Genomic DNA, 14150 nt, shown 5'->3' with positions numbered 1-14150 from the left:
CGTGCGGCGATCAGCGGGACACGAAGCGCTGAGCGAACTCCCGGACGTTCTCGAACGGGACGGTGATCCGGTAAGCGCGGTCCAGATGCGGTCTGACGAGGCTGTCGAATGCGCCGTCCACACCTGCCCTCGCCGCCTCGATCAGCGGGGACTCGTCCACCTCAGCCGCCGGGGGGGCCCGTCTGCGCGCACTCTTGCCTTCCGCACCATTTTTCGGTACCATTGCTCTGCATTTTCGTTGGACTGTTGCCCAAGCCCCTGCGACGCACGGAGCGCCGGCGCGCAGGGTCATGTTGTCCGGAGGAGGCGGCTCCGTGAGCGAACACTACTACACCCGCCGGCCAGGGGTGGCCCACGCGGAGACCAGCTTCTCCGTCACGCTTCGGGGGATGGACTTCCGCTTCGTCACCGACGCCGGGGTCTTCTCCCGGGAGCGGGTTGACTTCGGGTCGCTGTTGTTAATTGAAGCGATGGAGATCGGCCCGGCCGACACGGTGCTGGACCTGGGCTGCGGCTACGGGCCCATCGGTATCGTGGCGGCACGGCTCGCACCGCAGGGGTTCATTTATATGGTAGAGATCAACGAGCGGGCGGCCGAGCTGGCGCGTCGCAACCTGGAGGCCAACGCCATCGCCAACGCGGAGGTGCGGGTGGGCGACGGGCTGGAGCCGGTGGCGGGGATCGCCTTTGACGCCGTGGTGACCAACCCGCCGATTCGCGCCGGCAAGGCCACGGTCTACCGGCTGCTGGACGAGGCCCACGCGGCCCTGAAGCCGGGTGGCTCGCTCTGGGTCGTCGTGCAGAACAAGCAGGGCGCCCCGAGCATGAAGCGGAAACTGGAAGCGCTCTTCGGCAACGTCGAGGACGTGGCGCGGCAGGCTGGCTATCGGGTGCTGCGGGCTCGCAGGGAGGACAAGCCGAAAATGGGCGATTGAGGGAGGCTGCGCGCGTAAGAGCCCGCAGGAGTGCACGCGGCGCGGGTTTTTCTTGACTCGTGTCTGCCCCCTGAGTACAATATGAAAGTGTGCCTGAGCAGGAGGTTTCTGGGGCGATGAGTTTGGAGCGACTCAAAACGGCTTCCAAGAAGACCATCGGAACGAAACAGACTGTGAAGGCCATCGCAAAGGGCCAGGCCCGTGTGGTGTTCGTGGCCCGGGACGCCGAGGAGCACGTGCTCCGCGGGGTGCTCGAGGCCGCACGGGAGAAGGGCCTCGAGATCGAAGAGGTTGAATCGATGGTGGTGCTGGGCAAGGCCTGCGGGATCGAGGTCGGCGCTGCTGCCGCCGCCATCCTGGAGGGCTAGCCGGCCCCCGTTCCCCATCGATCAGCATATCCCGGAAGGAGGTGCGTTCTGTGCCGACCATCAACCAGCTTGTCCGTCAAGGTCGCAAGAAGCTGACCGAGAAGTCCGCCTCGCCGGCGCTCAAGGGCAATCCCTTCAAGCGGGGTGTGTGCACGGTGGTCAAGACCACCACGCCCAAGAAGCCGAACTCGGCGCTGCGGAAGATCGCCCGTGTCCGCCTCTCGAACAACATCGAGGTGACGGCGTACATCCCGGGCATCGGTCACAACCTGCAGGAGCACTCTGTCGTGCTGGTGCGCGGCGGCCGTGTGAAGGACCTGCCGGGCGTCCGTTACCACATCGTGCGCGGTGCGCTTGATGCGGCGGGCGTGGCCAACCGCATGCAGGGCCGTTCCAAGTACGGCGCCAAGCGGCCGAAGGCAGGCAAGAAGTAAGTAAGCCGGGGGCGGGGAGAGTAACCGGGACCCTACGGCGAAGCTGGTGGACGTGCTGCCTGGTGCAGCCCCCCGACTCGCCGCCCAGAGTTAGTGGAAAGAAAGGGGTAATCGCATGCCGCGTCGAGGTCACGTACCGAAGCGGGAGGTTCAGCCGGATCCGGTATACAACTCGGAACTGGTGACCCGCGTCATCAACAAGATCATGCTTGACGGCAAGAAGGCTCTGGCGCAGCGCATCTTCTACGAGGCGATCGACAAGGCCAGCGCGAAGCTCGGCAAGGAGCCGATGGAAGTGCTGGAGGGCGCGCTGAAGAACATCATGCCCGTCGTGGAGACCCGCTCCCGCCGGGTGGGTGGCGCCACCTACCAGGTGCCGATGGAGGTGCGCCCCGAGCGGCGCCAGGCCCTGGGCATCCGGTGGCTGGTCCAGTTTGCGCGCGCGCGTGGGGAGCGCACCATGGTGGAGCGGCTGGCCGCGGAGTTGGTGGATGCCTTCAACAACACCGGCGGTGCGGTGAAGAAGAAGGAAGAGGTTCACCGGATGGCCGAGGCCAACAAGCCCTTCGCCCACTATCGGTGGTAGCTTATTTGATGCGAATTCCAACGCAAAGGGGGGTGTCCGATGTCTCGGCAGGTATCGCTGGATAGGCTCCGCAACATTGGCATCATGGCGCATATTGACGCCGGCAAGACGACAACGACGGAGCGCATCCTGTTCTACACCGGCCGGACCCACAAGCTGGGCGAGACCCACGAGGGTGCGGCGACCATGGACTTCATGGTGCAGGAGCAGGAGCGCGGTATCACCATTCAGTCCGCTGCTACGACCTGCAGCTGGAAGGACCACCGGATCAACATCATCGACACGCCCGGACACGTGGACTTCACGGTGGAGGTTGAGCGGTCTCTCCGCGTGCTGGACGGCGCGGTGGCCGTCTTCTGCGCGAAGGGTGGCGTGGAGCCGCAGTCCGAGACAGTTTGGCGGCAGGCTGACAAGTACGGGGTGCCCCGTCTGGCCTACGTCAACAAGATGGACACCATCGGCGCGGATTTCTTCCGGGTCATCCGGATGATGGAGGAACGGCTCGGCGCAAGGCCGGTGCCCATTCAGATTCCCATCGGCGCCGAGGACACGTTCCGCGGGGTTGTCGACCTGGTTCGCAACGTTGCCATCATGTACTACGACGACCTGGGCAAGGACATCCGCGAGGAGCCGATTCCCGAGGACATGCGGGAGCTGGTGGAGCAGTACCGCACCCGGATGATCGAGGCGGCGACTGAGGCGGACGACGCCCTGATGGAGAAGTACCTGATGGGCGAGGAGCTGACCGTCGAGGAGATCAAGCGGGGTCTGCGGAAGCTGACCGTGGAGTGCAAGATCAACCCGGTCTGCTGCGGCTCCTCGTACAAGAACAAGGGCGTTCAGCCGCTCCTTGACGCGATCGTCGACTACCTGCCCTCGCCGCTGGACATCCCGCCGGTCCAGGGCACGGACCCCGAGACCGGGGAGCCCGCCGAGCGCAAGGCCGACGACAACGAGCCGTTCTCGGCCCTGGCGTTCAAGGTCGTCTCCGACCCCTACGTCGGCAAGCTCTGCTTCTTCCGGGTGTACTCCGGCCAGCTCAAGAGCGGCAGCTACGTGCTGAACGCCACCAAGGGCAAGCGGGAGCGCATCGGCCGGCTGGTGCGGATGCACGCGAACCACCGGGAAGAGGTCGAGGTCGTCGAGACGGGCGACATCGCCGCCGCAGTGGGTCTGAAAGACACCGGCACCGGCGACACGCTCTGCACCGACGCCGCCCCGGTCATCCTGGAGTCGATGGAGTTCCCCGAGCCGGTCATCCAGCTGGCGGTGGAGCCCAAGACCAAGGCGGACCAGGATAAGCTCAGCACCGCCCTGCTGAAGCTGGCGGAGGAGGATCCGACCTTCCGGATGTTCACCGATCCGGAGACCGGGCAGACCATCATCGCCGGCATGGGCGAGCTGCACCTGGAGATCATCGTCGACCGGCTGCAGCGGGAGTTCAAGGTGGGCGTGAACGTCGGCAAGCCCCAGGTCTCCTACCGGGAGACGGTCCGGGGCCGCGTCGAGAACGTGGAAGGCCGGTTCGTCCGGCAGAGCGGCGGCCGCGGCCAGTACGGCCACGTCGTTATCAACCTGGAGCCCGCCGAACCCGGTTCCGGGTTCATCTTCGAGAACAAGATCGTCGGCGGCGTCATTCCGAAGGAGTTCATCGGCCCGGTGGAGCAGGGCATCAAGGAAGCTCTGCAGAACGGCGTGCTCGCCGGTTACCCGATGATCGACGTCAAGGTCGAGCTGGTCTTCGGCTCGTACCACGAGGTCGACTCCTCGGAAGCGGCCTTCAAGATCGCCGGTTCCATGGCCCTGAAGGCCGCCGCCCAGAAGGCCCAGCCGGTCCTCCTCGAGCCCTACATGCGGGTCGAGGTGACGGTGCCGGAGGAGTACATGGGCGACGTGATCGGCGACCTGAACGCCCGCCGTGGCCGCATCGAAGGCATGGAGGCCCGGGGGAACGCCCAGGTCATCCGGGCGCAGGTACCCCTGGCCGAGATGTTCGGCTACGCGACCGATCTTCGTTCCCGGACCCAGGGCCGTGGCGTCTACTCGATGCAGTTTGACCACTACGAGGAAGTGCCTCCGAACGTGGCCAAGCCAATCATCGAGAAGGCCCAGGGCAAGGCATAAACCTTCAAAAGAACGGTTGGTAAGGAGGAGAATCCGCCCATGGCTAAGCAGAGGTTTGAGCGTACCAAGCCGCACGTGAACATCGGCACCATCGGCCACGTCGACCATGGCAAGACCACGCTGACGGCGGCGATCACCAAGGTCCTCGCCGAGAAGGGCAAGGCCCAGTTCATGGCCTACGACGCGATCGACAAGGCGCCCGAGGAGCGGGAGCGCGGCATCACCATCAACACCTCCCACGTGGAGTACGAGACCGACGCCCGGCACTACGCCCACGTCGACTGCCCGGGACACGCGGACTACGTGAAGAACATGATCACCGGCGCGGCCCAGATGGACGGCGCGATCCTGGTGGTCTCCGCCGCTGACGGCCCCATGCCGCAGACCCGTGAGCACATCCTGCTGGCCCGCCAGGTGGGCGTGCCCGCCATCGTGGTCTTCCTGAACAAGTGCGACATGGTCGATGACGAGGAGCTGCTGGAGCTGGTGGAGCTCGAGGTCCGCGAGCTGCTGAACCAGTACGAGTTCCCCGGCGACGAGATCCCGTTCATCCGCGGCTCGGCCCTGAAGGCCCTCGAGGGCGATCCCAAGTACGTCAAGGCCATCGAGGAGCTCATGGACGCCGTCGACAGCTACATCCCGACGCCGCAGCGTGACGCCGACAAGCCGTTCCTGATGCCCATCGAGGACGTCTTCACCATCACCGGCCGCGGTACCGTGGTGACCGGCCGTGTGGAGCGCGGCAAGTGCAAGGTCGGCGACCAGGTGGAGATCGTCGGCCTCCGTGAGGAGAGCAAGACGACCGTCGTCACCGGCCTCGAGATGTTCCGCAAAATCCTGGACGAGGTCCAGGCGGGCGACAACGTGGGCGCCCTGCTGCGCGGCATCGAGAAGAAGGAGGTCGAGCGCGGCCAGGTGCTGGCGAAGCCCGGCTCCATCAAGCCGCACACCAAGTTCTCCGGCGCCATCTACGTGCTGACCAAGGAAGAGGGCGGCCGGCACTCCCCGTTCTTCAACGGCTACCGTCCGCAGTTCTACTTCCGGACCACCGACGTCACCGGCACCATCAAGCTGCCCGAGGGCGTTGAGATGGTCATGCCTGGCGACAACGTGGAGATCGCCGTCGAGCTGATCCACCCCATCGCCATTGAGGAGGGTCTCCGGTTCGCCGTTCGCGAGGGCGGCCGCACGGTGGCTTCCGGTCGGGTGACCAAGGTCAGCGAGTAAGATCGGCGTAGATGGGCCTCGCCCGGGGGGCGGGCACGGTGCCCGTCCCCCGGTTTCGGGCCCTGGTGATTCGGGAACAGGAATGTCCCCGATAGAGGAGGGAAGTCAGCGTGGCCAAGCAGAAGATCCGCATCCGGCTGCGGGCCTTCGACCACAAGATCCTCGACAGCTCGGCTGCGAAGATCGTCGAAACGGCCATCCGCACCGGCGCGACCGTCAGCGGCCCGATCCCGCTGCCGACGGAGAAGAGCATTTACACGATCCTGACCGCCCCCAACGGTGAGAAGGACATCCGTGAGCAGTTCGAGATGCGCACCCATAAGCGGCTGATCGATATCGTCGAGCCCGGCTCCAAGACCGTCGAGGCCCTGATGAAGCTGGATCTGCCAGCCGGCGTCGACATCGAGATCAAGCTCTAAGACGGGAGGAACGCGGCTCCCGCCAGGTCGGCAGGCAGACCTGCGGCGATCGATCATGTCGCCTGGACCGAAGCGGCCTGCCAGGAGCGGCTGGGCCGTAAGGCCCTGCCGTGCGGGGCCCAGCAGGCCCCGACGGCCTTCGGATCCTTGCGACCACTGATGTGGAGGTGGCTCTTGTGCAGAAGGGCATCCTGGGCAAGAAGCTGGGCATGACCCAGATCTTCGCTCCCGACGGGAAGATCATCCCCGTCACCGTGGTTGAGGCCGGGCCCTGCGTCGTCGTCCAGAAGAAGACGACCGCGACGGACGGTTACAACGCCGTTCAGCTCGGCTTCGGTGAGATTCGCGAGACGCTCGTCAACAAGCCCCTGAAGGGGCACTTCGAGAAGCATCAGGTGAAGGCGACCCGCTACCTGCGGGAGTTCCGCCTGGACGACGTGGAGTCGCTCAACGTGGGCGACGTCATCAAGGCCGACATCTTCGCCGAGGGCGAGCTGGTCGACGTCACCGGCATCTCGCGCGGGAAGGGCTTCGCCGGCGGCGTCAAGCGGTGGAACTTCAACCGTGGACCTTCGTCCCACGGCTCGAAATATCACCGGCGTCCCGGTTCGCTGGGTCAGCGCCGCTGGGCGCGCGTGCCGAAGGGCCGCAAGCTGCCCGGCCGGTTGGGCGGCGAGCGGGTCACGGTACTCGGCCTGCGGGTCGTGAAGGTTGACCCCGAGAAGAACCTGATCCTCATCAAGGGCGCCGTTCCCGGAGCGAAAGGCTCCCTGATCACCATCCGCGATTCTGTGAAGGCGGCCCGGGCCAAGGCCAAGGCCCAGTAATCGCGCCGAAAGGAGGAGCCAACATGCCGAAAGTGGCCGTTTACAACAAGGAAGGCGCCACCGTCGGGGAGATCACCCTTTCGGACGCCGTCTTCGGGGCTGAGGTGAATCCCGGTCTCCTGCACGAAGTGGTGCAGATGTACCTCGCCAACAAGCGGCAGGGCACCGCGGACACCAAGACCCGGGCTGAGGTTTCGGGCGGCGGCCGGAAGCCGTGGCGCCAGAAGGGCACCGGCAGGGCCCGTCATGGTTCGATTCGTTCGCCCCTGTGGCGGAAGGGCGGCATCGTCTTCGGTCCGCACCCGCGCGAGTACGGCTGGTCGATGCCCAAGAAGGCCCGTCGGGCTGCGCTGCGCCAGGCCCTGAGCGCCAAGGTGAAGAGCGGCGAACTCATCGTGGTTGATAAGTTTGAGCTGGAGGCCCCCAAGACCCGCGAGGTGGCCACCCTGCTCAAGAACCTGAAGGTCGACGGCTCGGCCTTCATCGTGACCGCTCAGGAAGACGTCAACATCTACAAGTCGGCCCGGAACATTCCCGGCGTGCGCGTCAACGCTGCCCGCAACCTGAACGCCTACGATGTGCTCGCGGCCAGCAAGCTCGTGTTCACCCAGGACGCCGTGGCCAAGGTTGAGGAGGTGCTGGGCTGATGGAGGCTCGCGACATCATCCTCAAGCCGCTCATCACCGAGAAGAGCGTGGCCAAGATGAGCGAGGGCAAGTACGCCTTCAAGGTCCGGCTGGACGCGAACAAGACGCAGATCAAGCAGGCGATCGAGGAGATCTTCGGCGTGACGGTGGTCCGCGTCAACACGATGCGCGTGCGCGGCAAGCTGCGCCGCCAGGGCAAGTACATCGGGCGCCGTTCCGACTGGAAGAAGGCCATCGTCCAGCTCAAGGAAGGCGACAGCATCAAGGTCTTCGAGGGCCTGTAAGGAGGGTACACGATGGGAATCAAGCACTATAAGCCCACTTCCCCGGGTATCCGCCAGATGACGCGGCACACCTTCGAGGAGCTGACCAGCACGCGGCCCGAGAAGTCCCTGCTGGAGCGCCTCACCCGGAAGGCTGGGCGCAACGTCTACGGCCGCATCACCGTCCGGCACCGTGGCGGCGGCCACAAGCGGATGTACCGGATCATCGACTTCAAGCGGAACGAGTTCGATGGGATCCCCGCCAAGGTGGTTTCCATCGAGTACGACCCCAACCGCACCTGCCGCATCGCGAAGGTGGTCTACGCCAACGGCGCGAAGCGGTACATTCTCCACCCCGTGGGCCTGAACGTCGGCGATACCGTCGTCTCCGGGCCTGACGCGGACATCAAGGTCGGCAACGCCCTGCCGCTGGAGAACATCCCGGTCGGCACCATCGTGCACAACATCGAGCTGTATCCCGGCCGCGGCGGGCAGCTGGTCCGCTCCGCCGGCGCTTCCGCCCAGATCATGGCGAAGGAAGGGCGCTACGCCTTGCTCCGGCTTCCGTCCGGCGAGCAGCGCAAGGTGCTGCTGGCCTGCCGGGCGACGGTCGGCCAGGTGGGCAACCTGGAGCACGAGAACATCGTCATCGGCAAGGCCGGCCGCAAGCGCCACCTGGGCTTCCGCCCGGCTGTGCGCGGTGTCGTGATGAACCCGGTCGACCACCCGCACGGCGGTGGTGAGGGCAGGTCCCCGATCGGCATGCCGAGCCCGGTCACCCCGTGGGGCAAGCCGACCCTGGGCTACAAGACCCGCAAGCCCAACAAGAAGTCCGACCGGCTGATCGTCAGCCGCCGCAAGAAGTAGGGAAGGGGTGTAAGCTGAATGGGTCGCTCGCTCAAAAAGGGTCCGTACATCGACCCTTCTGTTGAGAAGAAGATCCTCGCCATGAACGAGAAGGGCGAGAAGAAGGTCTTCAAGACGTGGGCCCGTGACTGCACCATCTTCCCCGAGATGGTCGGCCACACGATCGCGGTCCACAACGGGAAGACCCATGTCCCGGTGTACATCACCGAGGAAATGGTTGGCCACAAGCTGGGTGAGTTCGCTCCGACCCGGACCTTCAGAGGTCACGGTGGGGACGAGAGGTCCAGCCGTGTGCGGTAGCAGGCAACCCTCTGAAGTCTGAGCGAAGGAGGTAAACACACGTGGAAGTCAAGGCCAGCGCTCGCTTCGTGCGCATCGCCCCGCGCAAGGTGCGTGTGGTGATCGATCTGGTCCGGGGCAAGAGCGTGAACGAAGCGCTCGCGCTTCTCAAGTTCATTCCGAAGCGGGCCAGCGAGCCCGTCGCCAAGGTGATCGCCAGCGCTGCGGCCAACGCCGAGCACAACTTCAGCCTGAACAAGGATAACCTTTACATCGCCAAGGCGTACGTCGACCAGGGTCCCACGCTGAAGCGCTACCATCCGCGGCAGCGGGGCCAGGCTTTCCCCATCCTGAAGCGCACCTCCCACATCACCGTCGTGGTGAAGGAAAAGGAGGCTAAGTAACAGTGGGTCAGAAAGTACACCCGAAGGGCCTCCGCATTGGCATCGTGAAGGACTGGGACACCCGCTGGTATGCGGACAAGCGGAACTTCAGCGATCTGCTGGTGGAGGACGTCAAGATTCGGAAGTACATCAAGAAGACGCTCTACGCCGCGGGCATCTCCCGCATCGAGATCGAGCGGGCGGGGGGCCGCATCCGCATCATCGTGCACACCGCCAAGCCGGGCATGGTGATCGGCCGCCAGGGCCAGGGCATCGCGGAGCTGCAGAACCAGCTGGCGCAGATGACCGGCAAGCAGATCTCCCTGGACGTCAAGGAGATCCGGCTGCCTGAGCTGGATGCGCAGCTCGTGGCGGAGTCCATCGCGCAGCAGCTGGAGAAGCGGATGTCCCACCGCCGGGCCATGAAGCAGGCGATCCAGCGGGCGATGCGGCTGGGCGCCCAGGGCGTGCGCATCATCGTCAGCGGCCGCATCGGCGGTGCGGAGATCGCCCGGTCCGAGCGTGCGTGGGAGGGCACCGTGCCCCTGCACACCCTCCGGGCCGACATCGACTACGGCTTCGCCGAGGCCGATACGACCTTCGGCAAGATCGGCGTGAAGGTCTGGATCTACGCTGGCGAGGCTGCCCAGAAGGCGGCTGCCGGCGACCGGCGCGAGCGCGGCGAGCGGCGTGAGCGCGGCGGTCGGCGCGGCGGGCGCGGCCGCGGCCAGGGCGGCCAGCGGATGAGCCGCGAGGAGCGCGCGGCCCTGGAGCGGGCGGCAATCGAGGCCGGCCCGAAGCCTGTCAATCGGGAAGGGGGGCAATAGCCAGTGCTCGCACCCAAGCGCGTCAAGTGGCGCCGCGTGCACAAGGCGGTGGCCAAGCTGAACAAGGGCCGGTCCAAGGCCGGCAATGAGGTTGTGTTCGGCGACTACGGTCTGCAGGCCCTGGAGCCCGCCTTCATCACCGACCGGCAGATTGAGGCCGCCCGTGTCGCCATGACCCGTTTCATCAAGCGCGGCGGCAAGGTCTGGATCAAGATCTTCCCCCACAAGGCGCTGACCCGCAAGCCTGCCGAGGTCCGTATGGGCTCCGGCAAGGGCGCCCCTGAGGTCTGGGTGGCCGTCGTCAAGCCCGGCCGGATCCTGTTCGAGCTGGCCGGCGTGGACGAGGAGACCGCCCAGGAGGCGATGCGGCTCGCGGCGCACAAGTTGCCCATCAAGTGCAAGTTCGTGAAGCGGGAGAAGGCCGTCACGCCTGCCGCTGCTGAGACGGGTGGTGAAGCCAATGAAGGTTAAGGAAATCCGCGAAATGTCCACCGAGGAGATCAAGGCCAAGGTGGCTGAGCTCAAGGAGGAGCTCTTTAACCTCCGGTTCCAGTTGGCGGTCAACAATCTGGAGAACACCGCCCGCATTCGCGAGGTGCGTCGGGCCATCGCACAGTGCAAGACCGTCATCCGCGAGCGGGAGCTGAAGGCCCAGGGGGAGGTTAAGGCATGACCGCAGAGCGCAATCTTCGCAAGACCCGCGTCGGCGTGGTCACCAGCGATAAGATGGACAAGACCGTCGTGGTTGCCGTCGAAACCCTGGTCCAGCACCCGCTGTACAAGAAGCGCGTCCGCCGGACCAAGAAGTTCAAGGCCCACGACGAGCACAATCAGTGCAAGGTGGGCGACAAGGTCCGGATCATGGAGACCCGGCCGCTCTCCAAGGAAAAGCGCTGGCGCGTGGTCGAGATCATCGAGTCCGCGCCGGACTACAAGTCCGCACCTGAGGTGTAGCAGAGGGCCGGTTAGCCAGGTCCTCTTCGCAGGGGAAACCGGCTAGCGAACGAGAGGAGGTACGGCCGTGATTCAGGTTCAGACTCGCCTCCAGGTTGCCGACAACACCGGCGCCAAGGAGCTGATGTGCATCAAGGTCCTTGGCGGGTCCTGGCGGCGGTATGCCAACATCGGCGACGTCATCGTCTGCTCGGTCAAGGAAGCCAGCCCGGGCGGCGTGGTGAAGAAGGGCGACGTCGTGCGGGCCGTCGTGGTGCGCACCAAGAAGGGGCTGCGCCGCGAGGACGGTTCCTATATTCGCTTCGACGAGAACGCTGCCGTAATCCTGAAGGACGACAAGGAGCCCCGGGGCACCCGCATCTTCGGCCCGGTGGCGCGCGAGCTGCGCGACAAGGAGTTCATGAAGATCATCTCCCTGGCTCCTGAGGTCCTGTAGTCGGGAGGGGGTAGCAAGCGATGCATAACGGCAAGGTGCACGTCAAGAAAGACGAGATCGTCGTCGTCATCACCGGCAAGGACAAGGGCAAGCAGGGCAAGGTTCTGCGGGTCCTGCCCAAGGAGAACCGCGTGGTGGTCGAGGGCGTGAACGTGGTCAAGAAGCACACCAAGCCTTCCGCCAAGAATCCCAACGGCGGCATTATCGAGATGGAGGCGCCGATTCACGCCTCGAACGTGATGTCGCTGGCGAAGATCGAAGCGAAGAAGGCGAAGAAGAAGGGCTAGCCGGGCGGCGGCTCTAGAAAGGAGGCTTGTGGCACTTGGCCAACCTGAAGACGAAGTACCAGCAGGAGGTTGCTCCTGCGCTTCAAAAGCAGTTCAACTACAAGAACGTGATGATGATCCCCCGGCTGGAGAAGATCGTCATCAACGTCGGCCTGGGCGAGGCCGTGCAGAACGCCAAGGCGCTGGACGCCGCCGTCGCGGACATCGCCGCCATCGCCGGCCAGCGGCCGGTCATCACGCGGGCGAAGAAGTCCATCTCCTCGTTCAAGATCCGGACGGGAATGCCCATCGGCTGCAAGGTGACCCTGCGGGGCGAGCGCATGTGGGACTTCCTCGAGAAGCTGATCTACGTCGCTCTTCCCCGTGTGCGTGACTTCCGCGGCGTCTCCCCGAAGTCGTTTGACGGCCGCGGCAACTACGCCCTGGGTCTGAAGGAGCAGCTGCTGTTCCCGGAGATCGACTATGACAAGGTCGACAAGATTCGCGGCATGGACGTGATCATCGTCACGACCGCCAAGACCGACGAAGAGGCGAAGGCCTTGCTGAAGGGGCTGGGCATGCCCTTCGCGGAGCGCTAAGGAGGGACGAGAGTGGCAAAGACTTCCTTGAAAGTCAAGGCAGCGCGTCCGCAGAAGTTCAAGGTGCGGGCCTACAACCGCTGCAAGCTTTGCGGCCGTCCCCGGGCGTACATGCGGAAGTTTGGCCTCTGCCGGCACTGCTTCCGCAAGCTGGCGCACGAGGGCCAGATTCCCGGCATTCGCAAGGCGAGCTGGTAGCTGGTGATTCGGGAAGGGGAGTCGGACACCGGCAGCGCTCCAGGCCGCGCCCGGGGCCCGGTGGGTTCAGCCGGCGAGTGACATGCCTCCACGCCGGCGGTGCGGGGGGCCGCCCCGCAGTGCCGACTCCAACCGCCCGATCCTGAAAGGAGGATACGCAAGCATGGTCGTCTCCGATCCGATTGCTGACCTTCTGACCCGGATCCGGAACGCGAACCTGGCCTACCATGACCGCGTCGATGTTCCCGGGTCCAAGATGAAGAAGGCCATTGTGCAGATCATGAAGGATGAAGGCTTCATCCGTGACTTCGAGTGGATCGACAACGGTCACCAGGGCGTGATCCGGATCTACCTGAAGTACGGTCCCAATAAGACGAGGGTCATCTCGGGCCTGCGGCGGATCTCCAAGCCCGGCCTGCGGGTCTACGCCAAGCGCGATCAGATCCCCCGGGTGCTCGGCGGCCTGGGTATCGCCATCCTGTCCACGTCCAAGGGCGTCATGACGGACAAGCAGGCCCGTCAGCAGGGCCTCGGCGGCGAGGTTCTCTGCTACATCTGGTAAGGAAGGAGGTGCTGCCGTGTCTCGCATTGGCAAGGCTCCCATCGAGATTCCCGCGGGCGTCGAGGTCACCGTCGAGGGCAACCTGGTGCGTGTCAAGGGTCCCAAGGGTGAGCTCTCCCGTGAGATCCATCCCGCTATGAGCATCACGATTGAGAACGGCGCCCTCCGTGTGTCCCGTCCTTCCGATGAGCGGGAGCACAAGGCGCTGCATGGCCTGACCCGCACCCTGATCGCCAACATGGTGGAGGGTGTGACGAAGGGTTATTCCAAGACGCTGGAGCTGGTGGGTACCGGCTACCGCGCAGCCAAGACCGGCAATCAGCTCACGCTGTCGGTCGGGTACTCGCACCCCGTCGTCTTCAATCCGCCCCCCGGGATCGAGTTCCAGGTGCCCGCGCCCAACCAGGTCATCGTGGCCGGCATCGACAAGCAGCTGGTCGGCCAGGTGGCGGCGGACATCCGTGCGACCCGTCCGCCCGAACCCTATCTGGGCAAGGGCATCAAGTACGCCGGCGAGCACATCCGGCGCAAGGTCGGCAAGGCCGGTAAGTAGGGGGGTGACCGAGGATGATCAAGAAGCTGGATCGCAACAAGGCGCGGCGGAAGCGCCAATTGCGGGTGCGGAAGACCGTCCACGGCACGCCCGAGCGGCCGCGGCTTAACGTCTTCCGTTCGAATCAGAACATCTACGCGCAGATCATTGACGACACGGTCGGCAGGACCCTGGTCTCTGCCTCCACCCTCGACCCCGAGGTGAGAAGCCGGCTGCAGGGCAGCGGTGGCAACAAGGCCGCCGCCGCGATTGTGGGCGAAGTGGTCGCCAAGCGTGCACTGGCCGCCGGCGTGACGAAGGTGGTCTTTGACCGGGCCGGGTACCTCTACCACGGCCGGGTTGCCGCCCTCGCCGAGGCCGCCCGTGAAGCCGGCCTGGAGTTCTAAGTCGAGGGAG

Annotated in this window: 25 protein-coding genes; 24 read left to right on the top strand and 1 reads right to left on the bottom strand. The window is 65.2% G+C overall.

Going from position 1 to position 14150, the window contains the following annotated elements:
- Window positions 1-10: 10 nt before the first annotated feature.
- Window positions 11-160, bottom strand: coding sequence for a hypothetical protein (locus STH_RS18965; protein WP_158507011.1), 150 nt, complete (start codon window positions 158-160; stop codon window positions 11-13).
- Between the two features lie 154 nt (window positions 161-314).
- Here STH_RS18965 and STH_RS15320 point away from each other — a divergent pair, with 154 nt between their 5' ends.
- From STH_RS15320 to rplR, 24 genes are all read left to right on the top strand, one after another.
- Window positions 315-935 carry a class I SAM-dependent methyltransferase gene (locus STH_RS15320; RefSeq protein WP_011197197.1) on the top strand — a complete coding sequence of 207 codons (621 nt, stop codon included), beginning with the start codon at window positions 315-317 and terminating at the stop codon, window positions 933-935.
- Window positions 936-1051: 116 nt separating this feature from the next.
- Window positions 1052-1303, top strand: coding sequence for a ribosomal L7Ae/L30e/S12e/Gadd45 family protein (locus STH_RS15315; protein WP_011197196.1), 252 nt, complete (start codon window positions 1052-1054; stop codon window positions 1301-1303).
- Between the two features lie 50 nt (window positions 1304-1353).
- On the top strand, window positions 1354-1737 hold the full coding sequence (rpsL, locus tag STH_RS15310; RefSeq protein ID WP_011197195.1) for a 30S ribosomal protein S12: 384 nt from the start codon (window positions 1354-1356) through the stop codon (window positions 1735-1737).
- Window positions 1738-1852: 115 nt separating this feature from the next.
- Window positions 1853-2323 carry a 30S ribosomal protein S7 gene (gene rpsG / locus STH_RS15305; protein ID WP_011197194.1) on the top strand — a complete coding sequence of 157 codons (471 nt, stop codon included), beginning with the start codon at window positions 1853-1855 and terminating at the stop codon, window positions 2321-2323.
- A gap of 39 nt (window positions 2324-2362) precedes the next feature.
- Entirely contained in the window at window positions 2363-4447 is a 2085-nt protein-coding gene (gene fusA / locus STH_RS15300) for an elongation factor G (protein ID WP_011197193.1), read from the top strand.
- A gap of 39 nt (window positions 4448-4486) precedes the next feature.
- Window positions 4487-5674: an elongation factor Tu gene (tuf, locus tag STH_RS15295; RefSeq protein WP_011197192.1), complete on the top strand. Its 1188-nt coding sequence runs from the start codon at window positions 4487-4489 to the stop codon at window positions 5672-5674.
- Window positions 5675-5784: 110 nt separating this feature from the next.
- Window positions 5785-6093: a 30S ribosomal protein S10 gene (gene rpsJ / locus STH_RS15290; protein WP_011197191.1), complete on the top strand. Its 309-nt coding sequence runs from the start codon at window positions 5785-5787 to the stop codon at window positions 6091-6093.
- A gap of 176 nt (window positions 6094-6269) precedes the next feature.
- Window positions 6270-6920, top strand: coding sequence for a 50S ribosomal protein L3 (rplC, locus tag STH_RS15285; RefSeq protein WP_011197190.1), 651 nt, complete (start codon window positions 6270-6272; stop codon window positions 6918-6920).
- 23 nt (window positions 6921-6943) lie between these two features.
- Entirely contained in the window at window positions 6944-7567 is a 624-nt protein-coding gene (gene rplD / locus STH_RS15280) for a 50S ribosomal protein L4 (RefSeq protein WP_011197189.1), read from the top strand.
- Window positions 7564-7851 (top strand): 50S ribosomal protein L23, encoded by a 288-nt coding sequence (gene rplW / locus STH_RS15275; protein ID WP_173355309.1) that lies wholly within the window; start codon window positions 7564-7566, stop codon window positions 7849-7851. Before rplD ends, rplW begins: the two co-directional genes overlap by 4 nt.
- Window positions 7852-7863: 12 nt before the next feature.
- Window positions 7864-8697, top strand: coding sequence for a 50S ribosomal protein L2 (gene rplB, locus STH_RS15270; protein WP_011197187.1), 834 nt, complete (start codon window positions 7864-7866; stop codon window positions 8695-8697).
- Window positions 8698-8715: 18 nt separating this feature from the next.
- Window positions 8716-8997 carry a 30S ribosomal protein S19 gene (gene rpsS / locus STH_RS15265; protein ID WP_011197186.1) on the top strand — a complete coding sequence of 94 codons (282 nt, stop codon included), beginning with the start codon at window positions 8716-8718 and terminating at the stop codon, window positions 8995-8997.
- A gap of 41 nt (window positions 8998-9038) precedes the next feature.
- A complete protein-coding gene (gene rplV, locus STH_RS15260) occupies window positions 9039-9380 on the top strand; it encodes a 50S ribosomal protein L22 (protein WP_011197185.1) in 342 nt (113 codons plus the stop codon).
- Window positions 9381-9382: 2 nt separating this feature from the next.
- The gene (gene rpsC, locus STH_RS15255) at window positions 9383-10186 is read left to right on the top strand and encodes a 30S ribosomal protein S3 (RefSeq protein WP_011197184.1); all 804 of its coding nucleotides are present in this window, start codon (window positions 9383-9385) and stop codon (window positions 10184-10186) included.
- A 3-nt stretch (window positions 10187-10189) separates the two neighbouring features.
- Window positions 10190-10657 carry a 50S ribosomal protein L16 gene (rplP, locus tag STH_RS15250; RefSeq protein WP_011197183.1) on the top strand — a complete coding sequence of 156 codons (468 nt, stop codon included), beginning with the start codon at window positions 10190-10192 and terminating at the stop codon, window positions 10655-10657.
- Window positions 10647-10859: a 50S ribosomal protein L29 gene (rpmC, locus tag STH_RS15245; RefSeq protein WP_011197182.1), complete on the top strand. Its 213-nt coding sequence runs from the start codon at window positions 10647-10649 to the stop codon at window positions 10857-10859. The genes rplP and rpmC overlap by 11 nt, the downstream gene beginning before the upstream one ends.
- Window positions 10856-11140 (top strand): 30S ribosomal protein S17, encoded by a 285-nt coding sequence (rpsQ, locus tag STH_RS15240; protein ID WP_011197181.1) that lies wholly within the window; start codon window positions 10856-10858, stop codon window positions 11138-11140. Before rpmC ends, rpsQ begins: the two co-directional genes overlap by 4 nt.
- A 67-nt stretch (window positions 11141-11207) precedes the next feature.
- Complete coding sequence (gene rplN, locus STH_RS15235) at window positions 11208-11576, top strand: 50S ribosomal protein L14 (protein ID WP_011197180.1); 369 nt, start codon at window positions 11208-11210, stop codon at window positions 11574-11576.
- Window positions 11577-11611: 35 nt separating this feature from the next.
- On the top strand, window positions 11612-11863 hold the full coding sequence (rplX, locus tag STH_RS15230; protein WP_011197179.1) for a 50S ribosomal protein L24: 252 nt from the start codon (window positions 11612-11614) through the stop codon (window positions 11861-11863).
- Between the two features lie 35 nt (window positions 11864-11898).
- Window positions 11899-12441 (top strand): 50S ribosomal protein L5, encoded by a 543-nt coding sequence (rplE, locus tag STH_RS15225; RefSeq protein ID WP_011197178.1) that lies wholly within the window; start codon window positions 11899-11901, stop codon window positions 12439-12441.
- Window positions 12442-12453: 12 nt separating this feature from the next.
- Window positions 12454-12639: a type Z 30S ribosomal protein S14 gene (locus STH_RS15220; protein ID WP_011197177.1), complete on the top strand. Its 186-nt coding sequence runs from the start codon at window positions 12454-12456 to the stop codon at window positions 12637-12639.
- Between the two features lie 163 nt (window positions 12640-12802).
- The gene (gene rpsH, locus STH_RS15215) at window positions 12803-13201 is read left to right on the top strand and encodes a 30S ribosomal protein S8 (protein ID WP_011197176.1); all 399 of its coding nucleotides are present in this window, start codon (window positions 12803-12805) and stop codon (window positions 13199-13201) included.
- 16 nt (window positions 13202-13217) lie between these two features.
- Entirely contained in the window at window positions 13218-13754 is a 537-nt protein-coding gene (gene rplF, locus STH_RS15210) for a 50S ribosomal protein L6 (protein WP_011197175.1), read from the top strand.
- Between the two features lie 14 nt (window positions 13755-13768).
- Window positions 13769-14140, top strand: coding sequence for a 50S ribosomal protein L18 (gene rplR / locus STH_RS15205; protein WP_011197174.1), 372 nt, complete (start codon window positions 13769-13771; stop codon window positions 14138-14140).
- The last annotated feature ends 10 nt before the right edge of the window (window positions 14141-14150 follow it).

Origin of the sequence: Symbiobacterium thermophilum IAM 14863, from assembly GCF_000009905.1 — a bacterium.
GTDB classification, from domain to species: Bacteria; Bacillota; Sulfobacillia; order Symbiobacteriales; family Symbiobacteriaceae; genus Symbiobacterium; species Symbiobacterium thermophilum.
Note: the sequence above shows the minus strand (reverse complement) of the source record. Positions and strands in the feature narration are given on the sequence as shown.

Coding starts and splice junctions, on each gene's coding strand:
- STH_RS15315 (WP_011197196.1), top strand. CDS start 1,052: ATGAGTTTGGAGCGACTCAAAACGGCTTCCAAGAAGACCATCGGAACG.
- rpsG (WP_011197194.1), top strand. CDS start 1,853: ATGCCGCGTCGAGGTCACGTACCGAAGCGGGAGGTTCAGCCGGATCCG.
- fusA (WP_011197193.1), top strand. CDS start 2,363: ATGTCTCGGCAGGTATCGCTGGATAGGCTCCGCAACATTGGCATCATG.
- tuf (WP_011197192.1), top strand. CDS start 4,487: ATGGCTAAGCAGAGGTTTGAGCGTACCAAGCCGCACGTGAACATCGGC.
- rplD (WP_011197189.1), top strand. CDS start 6,944: ATGCCGAAAGTGGCCGTTTACAACAAGGAAGGCGCCACCGTCGGGGAG.
- rplB (WP_011197187.1), top strand. CDS start 7,864: ATGGGAATCAAGCACTATAAGCCCACTTCCCCGGGTATCCGCCAGATG.
- rpsS (WP_011197186.1), top strand. CDS start 8,716: ATGGGTCGCTCGCTCAAAAAGGGTCCGTACATCGACCCTTCTGTTGAG.
- rpmC (WP_011197182.1), top strand. CDS start 10,647: ATGAAGGTTAAGGAAATCCGCGAAATGTCCACCGAGGAGATCAAGGCC.
- rpsQ (WP_011197181.1), top strand. CDS start 10,856: ATGACCGCAGAGCGCAATCTTCGCAAGACCCGCGTCGGCGTGGTCACC.
- rpsH (WP_011197176.1), top strand. CDS start 12,803: ATGGTCGTCTCCGATCCGATTGCTGACCTTCTGACCCGGATCCGGAAC.
- rplR (WP_011197174.1), top strand. CDS start 13,769: ATGATCAAGAAGCTGGATCGCAACAAGGCGCGGCGGAAGCGCCAATTG.